General features: G+C 61.4%; 11 protein-coding genes and 1 tRNA gene. 7 read left to right on the plus strand and 5 right to left on the minus strand.

Going from position 1 to position 14753, the window contains the following annotated elements:
* Nucleotides 1-71 precede the first annotated feature (71 nt).
* From ACZ5J0_RS09825 to ACZ5J0_RS09835, 3 genes are read left to right on the plus strand one after another with little or no spacing between them, the layout of a single operon-like run.
* Nucleotides 72-1628 (plus strand): circularly permuted type 2 ATP-grasp protein, encoded by a 1557-nt coding sequence (locus tag ACZ5J0_RS09825; RefSeq protein ID WP_142939200.1) that lies wholly within the window; start codon nt 72-74, stop codon nt 1626-1628.
* A 55-nt stretch (nt 1629-1683) separates the two neighbouring features.
* Nucleotides 1684-2610 (plus strand): alpha-E domain-containing protein, encoded by a 927-nt coding sequence (locus ACZ5J0_RS09830; protein WP_142939199.1) that lies wholly within the window; start codon nt 1684-1686, stop codon nt 2608-2610.
* Nucleotides 2607-3458 (plus strand): transglutaminase family protein, encoded by an 852-nt coding sequence (locus tag ACZ5J0_RS09835; protein ID WP_142939198.1) that lies wholly within the window; start codon nt 2607-2609, stop codon nt 3456-3458. The genes ACZ5J0_RS09830 and ACZ5J0_RS09835 overlap by 4 nt, the downstream gene beginning before the upstream one ends.
* Nucleotides 3459-3531: 73 nt before the next feature.
* Here ACZ5J0_RS09835 and ACZ5J0_RS09840 read toward each other — a convergent pair whose 3' ends face one another.
* Entirely contained in the window at nt 3532-4983 is a 1452-nt protein-coding gene (locus ACZ5J0_RS09840; protein ID WP_142939197.1) for an SDR family NAD(P)-dependent oxidoreductase, read from the minus strand.
* A 73-nt stretch (nt 4984-5056) separates the two neighbouring features.
* On the minus strand, nt 5057-6469 hold the full coding sequence (gene glgC / locus ACZ5J0_RS09845; protein WP_347877606.1) for a glucose-1-phosphate adenylyltransferase: 1413 nt from the start codon (nt 6467-6469) through the stop codon (nt 5057-5059).
* Nucleotides 6470-6562: 93 nt separating this feature from the next.
* Between glgC and glgA the strand changes: the two genes are divergently transcribed.
* Nucleotides 6563-7759 (plus strand): glycogen synthase, encoded by a 1197-nt coding sequence (gene glgA, locus ACZ5J0_RS09850; RefSeq protein WP_142939195.1) that lies wholly within the window; start codon nt 6563-6565, stop codon nt 7757-7759.
* 116 nt (nt 7760-7875) lie between these two features.
* On the opposite strand, the gene ACZ5J0_RS09855 is transcribed toward glgA, so the two are convergent.
* The gene (locus ACZ5J0_RS09855; protein WP_464094682.1) at nt 7876-9975 is read right to left on the minus strand and encodes an acyl-CoA dehydrogenase family protein; all 2100 of its coding nucleotides are present in this window, start codon (nt 9973-9975) and stop codon (nt 7876-7878) included.
* 46 nt (nt 9976-10021) lie between these two features.
* Nucleotides 10022-10810 carry a TetR/AcrR family transcriptional regulator gene (locus ACZ5J0_RS09860; RefSeq protein ID WP_142939193.1) on the minus strand — a complete coding sequence of 263 codons (789 nt, stop codon included), beginning with the start codon at nt 10808-10810 and terminating at the stop codon, nt 10022-10024.
* Here ACZ5J0_RS09860 and ACZ5J0_RS09865 point away from each other — a divergent pair.
* Genes ACZ5J0_RS09865 through ACZ5J0_RS09875 form a run of 3 tightly spaced genes read left to right on the plus strand, consistent with a single transcriptional unit; the run spans nt 10809 to nt 14448 of the window.
* The gene (locus ACZ5J0_RS09865; protein ID WP_464093039.1) at nt 10809-12161 is read left to right on the plus strand and encodes an acetyl-CoA C-acetyltransferase; all 1353 of its coding nucleotides are present in this window, start codon (nt 10809-10811) and stop codon (nt 12159-12161) included. The two genes, ACZ5J0_RS09860 and ACZ5J0_RS09865, sit on opposite strands and share 2 nt — an antisense overlap.
* An 11-nt stretch (nt 12162-12172) precedes the next feature.
* Nucleotides 12173-13525, plus strand: coding sequence for a 3-oxoacyl-ACP reductase (locus tag ACZ5J0_RS09870; RefSeq protein WP_464093040.1), 1353 nt, complete (start codon nt 12173-12175; stop codon nt 13523-13525).
* Nucleotides 13522-14448: a MaoC/PaaZ C-terminal domain-containing protein gene (locus tag ACZ5J0_RS09875; RefSeq protein ID WP_464093041.1), complete on the plus strand. Its 927-nt coding sequence runs from the start codon at nt 13522-13524 to the stop codon at nt 14446-14448. The genes ACZ5J0_RS09870 and ACZ5J0_RS09875 overlap by 4 nt, the downstream gene beginning before the upstream one ends.
* A 186-nt stretch (nt 14449-14634) precedes the next feature.
* On the opposite strand, the gene ACZ5J0_RS09880 is transcribed toward ACZ5J0_RS09875, so the two are convergent.
* A tRNA-Leu gene (locus tag ACZ5J0_RS09880) sits at nt 14635-14720 on the minus strand.
* Nucleotides 14721-14753: the final 33 nt, after the last annotated feature.

Consider the following 14753-nt stretch of genomic DNA (forward strand, 5'->3'; position numbering starts at 1 on the left):
GGAGCACCCGGAAACGGCGACACAACCAGCGCGAAATGCGCTCGACTCAAAAAGGTGATTACCTGAATCCCATGTCTGACCTATTCCAGGATTACTCCGAGGCTGCTTCCCGCACTGGCGCCTATGACGAGATGTTTGCCCAAGGCCACGTTGCCAGAAGATCCTACGGTCAGGTTTCCGGGGCTCTCCGCGAGCTTTCCCTGGCCGATGTCACCGCCCGTGCCGACTCCATGGCGCGCACCTTCCTGGACCGTGGCGTGACATTCGACTACGCGGGGGAGGAGCGGCCGTTTCCCCTGGATATTGTCCCGCGCGTCATTCCCGCCGATGAGTGGGATGTGCTGGAGAGAGGCGTAGCCCAACGCGTCAAGGCACTTGAGGCCTTCCTCAATGACGTTTACGGACGAATGGCCGTTGTCACCGACGGCGTGATTCCCCGGCAGCTGGTGACCACCAGCGCGCACTTTCACCGCGCGGTGCACGGCTTCGAACCGTCAGGTGGCGTCCGGGTCCATGTCTCAGGGATCGACGTCGTGAGGGATGCTGCCGGAACTTTCCGCGTCCTTGAAGACAACGTCCGCGTACCTTCGGGCGTCAGCTATGTCTTGGAGAACCGGCGCGCCATGGCCAAGGGTTTGCCCGAGGCTTTCGGCCAACAGCACATCAGGCCTGTGGAGGAGTACCCCAGGCGGCTCCTCTCCGCACTGCGCAAGACCGCTCCCGCAGGCGTGGACGACCCCACCGTGGTTGTCCTGACACCGGGCGTCTTCAACAGCGCCTACTTCGAGCACACCCTCCTTGCAGGGCTCATGGGCGTCGAGCTCGTTGAAGGCAGGGACCTCATTTGCCGCGGCAACCGTGTCTACATGCGCACCACAGCCGGTGAGCAGCGCGTGGACGTGATTTATAAGCGCATCGATGACGACTTCCTGGACCCGTTGCAGTTCCGCTCGGATTCCATGCTCGGTTGCCCGGGCCTGGTCAACGCCGCACGGGCCGGAGGGGTGACTATTGCCAACGCTGTAGGCAACGGGGTGGCGGACGATAAGCTCGTGTACAGTTACGTCCCTGACTTGATCCGGTACTACCTTCACGAAGAGCCGATCATCGCCAACGTTGACACTTTCCGGCTTGAGGAAAAGGAAGCCAGGGAGCATGTTCTGGACCGCCTCGACGAACTGGTGGTCAAACCTGTGGACGGTTCCGGTGGTAAAGGCCTGGTCATCGGACCGGATGCCACGAAGGACGAGCTTGACGCTTTGCGCAAGCGCGTCATTGCCGATCCCCGCGGTTGGATCGCCCAGCCTGTCCTGCAGCTCTCCACAGTACCGACGCTCTCCGGCGACAAGTTCGGGCCGCGGCATGTGGACCTGCGTCCTTTCGCAGTCAACGACGGCGACGACGTCTGGGTCCTGCCCGGAGGCCTCACCCGGGTGGCGCTCAAAGAAGGCTCTTTGATAGTGAACTCCAGCCAGGGTGGCGGTTCCAAAGACACTTGGGTTTTGGCTGACTCGCCGCAGTTGCCGGCCGAGATTATTCCCCGCCAATCCGTCACCATACGTGAGCAGGTATCCGTGTGGCCGGTGGAAAGCAATTGGCGGGACCGCCAAACGGAGCAGCAGCAGTGAACGCGCTCCACCAACACTTGAACTTCGATCTGCACCACGCGAAGGAGGCAGTTCCATGCTGAGCCGCATTGCTGAGTCACTCTTCTGGATCGGACGCTATGTTGAGCGTGCCGACGGTACTTCCAGAATTTTGGATGTACACCTTGAGCGTTTGAACCACCTGCCCCTTGAGGAACAGAGAAGCGTCGCGCGGGAGCTCCTTGCCGTGATGGGTGCCAAGCCGCAAGGGGAAGAGTTCGGCCTCCCCGAACTCCTCCATGCGCTGGCCTATGACAAGCACAGCGCATCCTCCATAGCGGGTTCTTTGGGCGCAGCCCGTGAGAATGCACGCCGGGCCCGCGAGACTGTCTCACAGTCCCTTTGGGAAAGCCTTAACACCACTTATTACGGCCTCAATCAGCATCGCAAGGACGTTGTAGGAACCTACCGCTTCTGCAATTGGGTTTTGGAGCGCACCGCCATGGTCCGCGGGCTCGCGGACACCACGGTCAGCCACGATGAGAGCTGGTTGTTCATGGTGCTCGGCCGCTCACTGGAACGCGCCGATATGACGGCCCGCATGTTGTCCACGCGCGATGTCCAATCCGCTGGGATGTCATGGGTCAACATGCTCCGGTGTGCGGGAGCGTATGAGTCGTTCATCCGGACCCGCAGGGCTGCATTCGGGGACCAGCACGCGGCAGAATTCCTGCTCCTGGACCGATTGTTCCCGCGTTCGATTGTGTATGCCTTGCGTGATGCCGATGATTGCCTGGCCAAGTTGGATCCTTCGGCGCAGCGCGTCGGGTTCATCAACGATGCCCGACGGATCGTGGGCCAGGCCCGCACCTTCCTGGAGTTCCACCGCACGGACGATCTCATGTCCGAACTGCCCGAGCACATGGAACGTGTGCAGAAGGCAGTGACTCAAGCGTCGGACGCAATTTCCCGTAAGTACTTCAATCAGGCTGACGAGCACGCCTGGGTGGGAGAAGTTTCATGACCCGGCTGAGCATCGTTCACAAAACCGCCTACAAGTACAACCGACGCGTGACCTTGTCCTATAACGAGGCCCGCATGACCCCGCTGACCGACGGTCAACAAGTGGTCCTGGAGGCGTCGCTGAAAGTTTCACCCCATCAGGCATCCGTCAGCACCTACCGTGACTATTGGGGAACGCGTGTCACCGCGTTCGATATGCAAATGCCGCACGAAAGCCTTGAAGTCCTCGCTACAGCCACTGTTGAGGTGCACCGCACGGAACGGGTGGCAACCGAGGATGACATCGTGGGATGGGACGTCATAGCCTCGGAGAAGGTCCAGGACGAGTTCAGCGACTGGCTGCCTCAGTCCCGTCTTAGCGGGCCAGGCGAGGAAGTCCTGGGGATCATTCCCGACGTTGTGCGGGGAAAGAACCCCCATGAGGCCGCTCTCGCAGTGTTCGCGTGGATGGCCGGTGAGATGACGTATATGAAGGGCACTACCGGCGTCACCACGAATGCCGAACAGGCCTGGTCCCAACGCCAGGGCGTGTGCCAGGACCTGGCACACCTGGCGATCGGTGCCTTACGCTGCAGCGGCATTCCGGCGCGGTACGTCTCCGGCTATATCCACCCCCGGTCCTCGGCGGACATCGGCGAAACCGTAGCCGGCCAATCACACGCCTGGCTGGAATGGTGGGATGGAGAATGGCGCAGTTGGGACCCCACCAACCACAAGCCTGCAGGGGATTACCACGTCACAGTGGCACGCGGCCGTGACTACCGGGACGTTCCGCCCTTGAAGGGCATCTTGTCAGGGGGAGGCGGTTCGGGACTCTCTGTATCCGTGGAGATTACCCGCCTCGCCTAGGAGTTTATGTACAGACAAGGCCCTTAAGAGTCGCTCTTAAGGGCCTTGTCTGTACTCAAAATTTAACGTCTTTCTACCAAGGAGACGGCTTGTAGTCCTTGAGGAAGACCCCGTACTGGTCCTCGCCCTTTTCACCCATCACGATGGGATCGTAGACACGCGCAGCACCGTCCACCAGGTCCAAAGGAGCATGGAACCCTTCCTCCATGAGCCGGACCTTCGTGTAGTGCGGCCGTTCGTCAGTGATCCATCCGGTATCTACCGCGGTCATGAGGATGCCATCGGAATCCAGCATTTCCTGTGCGCTGGTCCGGGTCATCATGTTCAACGCAGCCTTGGCCATGTTGGTGTGAGGGTGTCCCGGGCCTTTGTAGGCGCGGGAGAACTGGCCCTCCATGGCAGAGACGTTAACGATGTACTTCCTGTGGGCTGTGGACCGTTTCATGGCGTCCCTGAGACGGCTGACCAGCAAGAAGGGCGCCGTAACGTTGCACAACTGGACCTCGAGCATCTCCAAGGGATCCACCTCGTCCACCACCTGGGTCCAGCTGTTGATGGCGGCGAGGTCCGGAACCAGGCCGCCGGCGTCGATCGCTGTTCCCGATTCAATGCGTTCCAGAGATGCTGATCCCGTGGAGAGCGCCAGAGAGGTGATCGCATCGCCGGCCAGCACCGGGTGTTCGGTGACGCTGCTGGCGAGGGCAAGCGGGTGCTTGTCATGTGCGTGCCCGAAGGTCACCAGCTCGGGCCCACCGTTGGCAACTTCAAGCGCCGCCGGCAAGGGCTCGTCTTCTGCATCGACCAAGGGCTTGTACGCATTGCCCGAGCGTCGCACGGTCTGAGCTGCATTGTTGATGATAATGTCCAGCGGGCCGGCTTCATTAAGAGAGTCGGTCAGAGCCATCACTTGTGCCGGGTCACGGAGATCGATGCCCACAATCCGGAGCCGGTGCAACCATTCGCCGCTGTCTTCCATGGCAGCGAATCGACGCGCAGCGTCCTTGGGAAAGCGGGTGGTGATGGTGGTGTGGGCGCCGTCCCTGAGCAGGCGCAAGGCAATGTACATGCCGATCTTGGCGCGCCCGCCGGTCAACAATGCGCGCCGTCCCGTGAGATCAGTGCGGGCATCGCGCTTGCTGTGGCTGAAAGCCGCGCATTCGGGGCAAAGCTGGTGGTAGAACGCGTCAACCTGCGTGTAGTGCTTTTTGCAGATGTAGCAGGGGCGGGAGCGAATGAGGTGCCCTGCAATTTCCCCGGTGGTGGAAGGGGCCAGCTTGTTTCCGCGGGTTTCGTCGTCGATGCGGTCCGGGGCGGCGGTAGCAGTGAGGGCAATGACAGCCCTGTCTGCTTCCGCGATGGAGTCGCGCTTGGTGACGCGCCGGTGCCGTTTGACGGCTTTGAACATCTTGCCGGTGGCACGGCGGACAGCAACGTAGTCCGGGTGCTCTTCGTCGTAGACGTGGATCGTGGTCAGAACCTTGAGGCAGGCCTGGATCTCTTCAGGCGTCAGATCGGTGGAGCTCATTGACCTGATTTTACAGCCTTGGGAGCCAGTGGCCTGCCTCGGGTTCTGTGGGTGCCGGCGGTGCGCCTACGGGCTAATGCGACGCACCCTGCGCAGCGGCGTCCGCTACGCGTGATTGGATGCCGGCTGCCACCTTTTCCGCTGAGTCGCGGATATCGGGATCGTCATGCGTGGCCGCTTTGACCGCTTCCGGCAACCCACGCCGATGCTGTGCGGACAACGCAAGTTCGGCTTCACCGGGCTCGGGGACAACCTGACCCTTTGCCAGCACGGTAATGCCGGATTCGGTGACCTTGTAGCCTCGGGCCTTATCCAAGGCGGGGTCCAGGCCGATGGCCGCGCCCGCAGGCACCTTGACGTTTTTGTCCAGGATTGCCCTCTTGATGACGGCGCCCTCGCCCACACGGACCTTATCCATGAGCACGGAGTCCTGAACCCGGCTACCGGCAGCCACATAGGCGTCGTTGGAGAGGACGGATCCCTCAACGATTCCGCCGGAAACCACCACGCCGCTGGCAACGATGGAATCCAGGGCTGTTCCCACTGTGTTGTTCTCACCACGGACAAACTTCGCTGGCGGCGAGATGCTCTGGCGCGTGTAGATCGGCCACTCGGAGTTATAGAGGTTGAAGATCGGCACGGGGGAGATCAGGTCCATATGAGCGTCGTAGAACGAGTCAATGGTACCGACGTCGCGCCAGTAGGTCCGGTCGCGGTCGGTGGCACCGGGAATGTCGTTAAGGGTGAAGTCATAGACGCCGGCTTCTCCCTGGTCCACGAAGTAAGGAATGATGTCGCCACCCATATCGTGCTTGGTATCGAGGCGTTCCGCGTCCACATGCAGCGCTTCAACGAGGGCGTCTGCGTTGAAGACGTAGTTGCCCATGGAGGCCAGGAACTGCGTGGGGTCGGCTGCCAGCCCGGGGGTGCTGGCCGGCTTTTCCACGAACGCGGCGATCTTCCGGGGATCGTTCTGGTCTACCTCGATCACGCCGAACTGGTTGGCCATGTTCAGCGGTTGCCGTACTGCAGCAACCGTGGCTTTGGCGCCGCTGGCAATGTGTTGCTCCACCATTTGGGAGAAATCCATGCGGTACACGTGGTCAGCGCCGACCACTACCACGATGTCCGGGGCGTCATCGTGGATGAGGTTCAGCGACTGATAAATTGCATTGGCACTGCCAAGGAACCAACTTTTGCCCACGCGCTGCTGCGCCGGTACAGATGCCACATAGCGGCCCAGCTGCGTTGACATGCGCCAGGTTTCCGAGATGTGCCGGTCGAGGCTGTGCGATTTGTACTGCGTCAGCACGACGATTTTCAAATATCCCGAATTAACGAGATTGGACAGTGCAAAGTCAATTAACCTGTAGCCGCCTGCGAACGGAACGGCTGGTTTGGCCCGATCCGCCGTTAGCGGCATGAGTCGGTTGCCTTCCCCGCCTGCCAATACGATTGCCAAAACTTTCTTCAACGCCATGGTCACAGCTCCCCGTACGTCTTCGTATCCCCCAAAAGTCCGATTTTCCGGACTCTTTCACACTAGAACACATACGCCGGAACGACTACGTTGGTTAGCGTGCGAATAGACATTGTGACTAAAGAATTCCCTCCGGAAATTTATGGCGGTGCCGGTGTCCACGTTGCCGAGCTCAGCCGGGTGCTGGCAAAGCACGTCGACCTTCATGTTCGGGCGTTCGGCGCGCCCCGTGACGCCGACTATCACGGGGCTTCGGTGGCGTCCTACGCCACACCCGAAGACCTCGGCGATGCCAACGCTGCCATCCAGACCCTCGGAGTCGACTTGAGGATCGTTCCGGACATTGCGGGGGCGGACCTTGTCCACTCGCACACCTGGTACGCCAACATGGCTGGACACCTCGCCTCGCTGCTCCATGGCATTCCGCACGTACTCAGCGCTCACAGCCTGGAGCCGCTGCGTCCGTGGAAGGCCGAACAGCTGGGTGGCGGTTACGCCTTGTCTTCCTGGGTGGAGAAGACGGCCTATGAAGCTGCGGCGGCGATCATCGCCGTCTCCGATGGCATGCGGCAGGACATTCTGCGCAGCTACCCTGACGTGGACCCGGACAAGGTGCGCGTCGTCCATAACGGAATCGATGTCTCCCTGTGGGAACGTGATGAAGAGGACGATGCAATCCGGGCCCTGGGCATCGATCCCGCCAAGCCCAGCGTGGTCTTCGTTGGCCGCAATACACGTCAAAAGGGCGTGCCGTACCTGCTGAGAGCCGCCTCAAGCCTGCCTGACAACGTCCAGTTGGTGCTCTGCCTCGGCGCTGCGGACACTCCCGAGCTCGCTGCCGAAACCGCACGCCTCATTGAGGAACTGCAGGCCAAGCGTGAGGGCGTCATCCTCATTGAGCGGATGTTGCCGCGTAGGGAACTCATCCAGGTCCTCAGCCACGCCACGGCCTTTGCCTGCCCGTCGATCTACGAGCCCCTTGGCATCGTGAACCTCGAAGCCATGGCCTGCGGTGCCGCAGTGGTGGCCAGTGCCACGGGCGGCATTCCCGAGGTTGTCCAGCACGGCGAAACGGGCCTTCTGGTGGAACTTGAGCAGGTAACCGATGGCACGGGTACGCCGTTGGACCCGGAAAAGTTCGTCAGCGACTTCGCCGCGGCATTGAACCAGGTTGTGGCCGATCCCGCCCGTGCCCGCGAAATGGGCATCGCAGGACGGCGCCGCGCTGAAGAGCACTTCTCCTGGGAGTCCATCACGGAAACAACGCTTGAGGTCTACCGGTCGGTTTTGCGCTAACCCTCGGCTCTGAAGAACAGCAAAACCACGACGGCGCCGTCCCCCTCAGGTGGGGACGGCGCCGTCGTGGTTTTCAATAGTTCCGCAATTGTTCACCGCTCGTAAGCGGCCTGCTGCTAGCGGCTCTTCGAGACCTTCAGTGCCATTAGCGTCTTCTCATCCGCAGGAGCACTGCCGTTGGCTCGCTGCTCGCGGAAGTGCTCACGCGCCGCATCCTGCCGGGTTGCTTCCGCGCCGGTGGCAATGGAGGCACGCAGGTGCTCAGGACCATAGCCAAAGGCGTCCACAAGGTCCACCGCGTGCGGGCGGATCTTCACCAGCAAGCGGTTGATGTACGTGCCTACGGTACGGCCACGCTGCATCGACAACCTTCCGTTCATGAGGTACCAGGACAGATGCTTCTCGATCAGGGACAAGCCGAACAGGTCCCGGAGCCAGGTCAGGACCCGCTTGGTTCCCTCATCCTTGACCTCCGCGAGGGCCTCGGTGAAGGCTTCCCACTGCAGGAGTTCAGCATGTGCCTGGGCAGCTTCAATGAGCTCATGCTGGTGCTGGTTGAAGAGAGCAGCGGCCTGGTGTTGGGGAAGCTTGTTGGCCCCCTTCAGTGCAGCACCGACTTCTGCAACCATGGACTGGACGCGGTCAGCCAGGAGGGTTCGCTGGCCTTCCTCGTCCCGCAAAGCCAGTGCTGCCTTCTGGACTGAACCGGTATCGGCCACGAACTGGGCAACTTGCCGCAGACCCGTCCGGTGCAATGCGACACCCGCGGCTTGATCTACCACGTAGCGGGCCAGGACGCCAAAGTCGGCACTCCGGAATTCCTTGGCATAGTCGGCCAGCAACCGCTTGGCCACCAGCTGCAGCAGGACGGTGTTATCGCCTTCAAACGTGACATAAACGTCCAGGTCCGCACGAAGCGACGCAAATCGGTTCTCGATCAGGAAGCCCGCGCCGCCACACGCTTCGCGGCACTCCTGCAGGGTGTCCAAGGCATGCCAGGTACTGAGTGGCTTGAGCGCGGCCGCCAATGTCTCCAGGTCCTGACGGTCCGCGTCGGTGTCGTGGGCGCCGGAAAAGACGTCGTCGAACTTTTGCAGGAGCTGCTCGTGGGCAAAGCTGGCCGCGTAGGTAGTTGCCAACCGGGTGAACAAGCGTCGCTGGTGCCGCTGGTAGTCCAAAAGGACCTCTTCGTCGGTGCTGGACGAGGCATTGAACTGTCGACGCTCGGTGGCGTACTGGATGGCCGTTTTCAGCGCCAATTTGCTCGCGGCCACTGCGGCACCGTCAAGGGAAACGCGGCCCTGGACCAGCGTTCCAAGCATCGTGAAGAAGCGGCGTCCGGGGCTCTCAATGGTGGAGGAGTACGTGCCGTCCACAGCTACATCTCCGTAGCGGTTCAGGAGGTTGGTGCGCGGTATGCGAACCTCGGTAAAGTGCAACCGGCCGTTATCGATGCCGTTCAGGCCGCCCTTGATGCCGTCGTCCTCGCCGCCGATACCCGGGAGGAATTCTTTGGTAGCTGGATCGCGGAGCTCCACATAGAAAGCGTGGACACCGTGATTGACGTTCTTGGTGATCAGCTGGGCAAAGACCACTGCGGCAAGGCCGTCGTTTGCCGCGTTGCCGATGTAGTCCTTCCACGCCGCCCTGAAGGGGGTATTGATAATGAATTCCTGGCTGGCTTCGTCATACGTCGCCGTGGTTGCAATGCTGGCGACATCCGAGCCGTGGCCTGTTTCAGTCATGGCGAAGCAACCGGGAATCTCCAGGCTCATGATGCCCGGGAGCCACTTATCCTGATGTTCCACCGTGCCCAGGTGCATCACTGCAGAGCCGAAGAGGCCCCACTGGACGCCGGCCTTGATCTGAAGGGACGGATCAGCAGTGACGATCTCTTCGAAGCCGGCGATGTTGCCGCCGTGGTCATCCGAACCGCCCAGACGGGTGGGGAACGCGCGATGGACAGTGTTGTTGTCCACCAGGAACTTCAGCTGCTCGAACACGCGGGCGCGGTGCTCGGTGTGATGCAGGCCTTCGATCTTCTGCACCACCGGGTTCCCCGCCACCTTGCGGGCTTCGTGGCGGATATGCGCCCATTTTCCAAGGAGCTGCTCTCCGAGGGCGGCTACGTCCACCACCGGCTCGGCGCCGAGGGCGGCGTCTTCGCGGCCGGAGGGTTGCTGGGCGGATGAAGCCCGGTCCACTACTTCAGTCATGTTGCTTCCTTCTTTGGTTCCGACAACTGATGAGTCATTGCTGATGTCAGGTGGTGCTTCTAAGTTCCGGGGCGATGCCCAGGCACAGCCAGTCCGTGATCTGGGCGGCCATGGTTGCCTGATCGGGTTTGGTGCTGCCTGCGGGGCTGCCGAGCCACATTTCGCCGGCATTCCTCACGAGTCCAATAGCGGCCGTGGGCCAATACACGATGACCGCTTCCTTCTCTCCGCCAAGGTGCTCCCGCATGGGAGTTGCGATCATGTCCGTGATTTGTTCGAAGAAGTTGCCCAGGGCGCCCGAGGCCGCGATGGCATCCTGGGCCGAAGCCTCCCCGGGAGTAAGCCGGGTGATGAAGGCGTAAACGTTAGGGCTGGATTCGGCCATCTGCAGATATGCCGACACCATGGCAAAGAGTCCCTCGCGAGGAGTTTGCGCCAGCTGGGTGGCCTCCTGCATGCGTCGCTGCATTTGCCCCAGCACTACTTCACCCATGGCTTGCTGGAGACCTGCCTTGTCCCCGAAGTAGCGGTAAAAGACTGATTTGGATGTTCCGGCGGCCCCGGCGATCTCCTCCATGGAGGCATCGCTTCCAAGACTGTGGACGGCTCTTCGCGCGGTTTTGATGAGTTCGCGCCGGCGCTCTTCACGGTGGGACTGCCACCGGGCTGCACGTCCATCCACTACCGCGTCTGCGTCCACTGCACCGGGTACTTCAACGGCAAGCTGCGGGGAGCCGGCGGCTTCGGCGGATTCTTCGTGGCGACTGTTCACGATACCCAGCGTATCAGGTACGCTGGGTATCAGTAACTGGCATTGATCGAAGGAGACAAGCATGGCTGCAGCAGACGTGACAACGAACGGGCCCTTGGAACCGGCTACCACCCCACAAGCATCGCGTTCGGCGGTCATCGTGGGCGGCAATCGCATCCCGTTCGCCCGCACCGGCGGCGCCTACGTAAAATCCTCCAATCAAGACATGCTGACCGCGGCCTTGGAAGGACTCATTGCCAGGTTCGGGCTCCAGGACGAACGCATCGGTGAGGTAGCAGCCGGGGCGGTCCTCAAACACTCAAGGGACTTCAACCTCACCCGGGAAGCTGTGCTCGGCTCTGCTTTGTCTCCGGAAACCCCCGCATACGACCTCCAACAAGCCTGTGCCACAGGTTTGGAGACAGTCCTGGGACTGTCCAACAAGATCAAGTTGGGACAGATTGATTCAGGTATCGCCGGTGGAGTGGACTCGGCATCCGATGCCCCGATTGCTGTCAGTGAAGGATTGCGTGAAATCCTGTTGGACCTGAACCGGGCAAAGACCACGGTGCAGAAACTAAAGATCATCGGCCGGATCCGGCCCAAGGATCTGGCCCCGGACGCGCCCAACACCGGAGAGCCCCGCACGGGATTGTCCATGGGTGAGCACCAGGCCCTCACAACCGCACAATGGAAAATTACCAGGGAAGCCCAGGACGAGCTTGCTTACAACAGCCACCGCAATCTGACGGCCGCGTACGAGCGGGGCTTCTTTGATGACCTCATCACCCCGTACCGCGGCCTGAACCGGGATTCAAACCTGCGCGCGGACACCACCTTGGAGAAGCTCTCCACCCTGAAGCCCGTCTTTGGGAAGACGCTCGGCTCCGAGGCCACTATGACCGCTGGCAACTCCACACCCCTGACAGACGGCGCATCAACGGTCCTCCTGGCAACGGGGGAATGGGCGGACGCCCACGGCCTGCCCAAGCTCGCTACGGTCCTGGACGGCGAGGCGGCCGCCGTGGACTTCGTCCATGGCAAGGACGGCCTCCTCATGGCGCCGGTCTTCGCTGTGCCACGCCTCCTGGCCCGCCACGGCCTTACCTTCGAGGACATCGATTTCTTCGAAATCCATGAAGCCTTCGCCGGGACGGTGCTCAGCACCCTTGCCGCGTGGGAGGACGAAGATTTTGGCAGGACGCGTTTGGGCCTGGATGGCGCACTGGGAAAGGTGGACCGTGCCAAGCTCAACGTCAATGGATCCTCGCTAGCTGCGGGCCATCCGTTTGCCGCTACAGGTGGCAGGATCGTAGCTTCCCTTGCAAAAATGCTGCATGAGAAGGGCAGCGTAGACGGCCGCCCTGCCCGTGGCCTCATTTCCGTGTGCGCCGCCGGCGGTCAGGGTGTCGTTGCGATTCTGGAAGCAGCTTAAGGGGGAGCGCGATGACTGATAAGTACACACAGCTTGTAAGTCAGGGACTAGGGAAGGACGTGGCCAAGAAGCTCGGTCTGCCTCAACCGGTGGTTCTTCGACGCCACGAACCCGGCGCACCCCTCGTTACCGGTCCGGTCCTGGTAAGCGGCGACAGCGCCGGCGCAGATGACCTTGCCACCACAATGCTTGGATGGGGTTTGGACGTCAGGCGCAACGCGTTGCCTAAGGAAAAGCTGGGGGCTATCATCCTGGTCCTTGATGCCGTCCAGCACCCCGAGGACCTGGGCAAACCAGTACTGACCGCGGCCGCTTCCTTGCGGGACCTATCGCCCAACGGTCGTGTCATCACTATCTCCCGGACATCGCAGTCAGCCCGCAACCCGGCATCGGCTGCTGCGCGGCAGGGCATTGATGGGATGTTGCGCTCCCTTGCCAAGGAACTGCGGGCGGGCGCCACAGCCAACGGCATTCTCCTGGACGAGCACTTGGACGAGCATCTGGCAACAACCAGTCCCTCAGCACTGGGGGCGCTAAGGTTCTTCCTCTCAGGCCGATCCGCCTACGTGGACGGACAGTTCATCACCGTCCGCTCAACGTCCGGCAGCTTGCCGAACGACGCCTACAAGCCACTCGCCGGCAAAGTAGCAGTTGTTACAGGCGCGGCCCGCGGCATTGGTGCAGCAATCGCCAGAACCCTGCACCGCGACGGAGCCAAGGTGGTAGCTGTGGACATCCCGGCAGCCGGGGATCATCTGGCAGCAGTAGCCAACGAAGTACGCGGGACCGCCCTGCAGCTTGATATCAGCCGGGATGACGCAGGACACCGGATCATCGAACACGCGGTGGAACGCCATGGCCGGCTCGACATCGTGGTCCACAACGCAGGAATCACCCGTGACAGGCTGCTGGCCAACATGGACGAGGGCCGCTGGCAGTCAGTCATCGCGGTCAACATCGCCGCCCAACTGAGGATTAACGAAGCCCTTCTGGCATCGGAGCATTTCAAGGAATCACCGCGCATCGTCTCGGTTGCTTCCACCAGCGGCATCGCTGGAAATAGGGGGCAGACCAACTACGGCGCGTCCAAGGGTGGCGTCATAGGGATGGTCAGGTCCACAGCGGCCCTGATGGAACCTTTCGGCGGGACAATCAACGCCGTAGCTCCTGGTTTCATTGAAACCGAGATGACCGCAAAAATGCCCTTCGCGATCCGTGAGGCCGCCCGCAGGCTCAACTCCCTCAAGCAGGGGGGCCAGCCCCAGGATGTGGCCGAGGCCATCGCCTTCCTGGCAAGCGACGCTGCCGGCGGAATCTCCGGAGAAGTACTGCGCGTATGCGGGCAGCAACTGGTGGGAGCATGAACCATCCGCAGCCAGTTGTCCTGGGCGAACTGCCGTCCTTGTCCAAGCTGTACGTCAATGCAGCGGCCGCGGCAGCCCGCCGTCGGGTCCTTGGATCCTCCACCGGCAAGAAGCGGCTTCCAGCTGTCAGCCACGAGGTCAGGGGAGTGCGGGCCGACGTCGAGAACCTCACCGCCTACCAACATCTGCTGGGGGAGACAGCCAGTGATATCCTCCCCGCCGGCTACGTGCATGCTTTGGCATTTCCTGTGTCCATGAGCGTCATGAACCGCGAGGATTTTCCGCTACCGCTTCTTGGCATGATCCACCTGAAAAACCGCATTGAACAGCTGGCTCCCATTCAGTTCGCCCAGGAACTGGACATCCGATCCTGGGCGGAGAGCCTTGCCGGGCATAGAGCAGGAACCCAGCTGGACGTAGTTTCCGAAGTCCGTGCGGGTTCCAGCGATGATTTGCTGTGGCGGGGCGTTTCAACCTATTTGGCCAAGGGTGTCTTCCTGCCGGGTATCGACAAAGCGGGCAGTCCGAACGGTGCCTTGGATGCCAGCGATTTTGTCCCTCCGCATCCCACCGCTCTGTGGCAACTTAACCTGGGCACCGGCCGAAGCTACGCCGCGGTTTCCGGCGACTTCAATCCGATCCACTTAAGTGTGCTTTCGGCGAAGGCTTTGGGGTTGCGGGGATCCATTGCCCACGGCATGTACCTAGCCTCCCGCGCGCTGGCCGACGTCGGAGCCGTCAAGGCGGACTCATTTGCCTGGAATGTCTCATTCGAAGCCCCGGTCTTCCTTCCAGCGCGGGTTGCCTTGGACATCACCACGCTGCAGGCGGATTCGGGGCATTGGGAACGCTCGGACTACGTGGCGTGGAATCCCCGCAGCGGCAGGCGGCACTTCACCGGAAGCGTTACTGCCTTGCCATGATCCACCAGCAACAACGGCGGCGGCCACCACCAGGTGCCCGCCGCCATTGTTCGTTAACGGCAACTAAAGAAACTGTTCATTAATGACAACTAAAGAAACAGTTGTGATGAAACTCGCATTGTCTCGCATGGTTGTCTTCATACAAACAAAACAAGGCCCGAAATCCATGGATTCCAGGCCTTGCGATGGTGCGCGGAGGGGGACTTGAACCCCCACCCCCTTTCGAGGACTAGCACCTCAAGCTAGCGCGTCTGCCATTCCGCCACCCGCGCAGGTGGTGTTCAGATGGTTTGTTGGGCACCTTC

This window comes from Arthrobacter sp. DualSoilB13 (genome assembly GCF_055389195.1).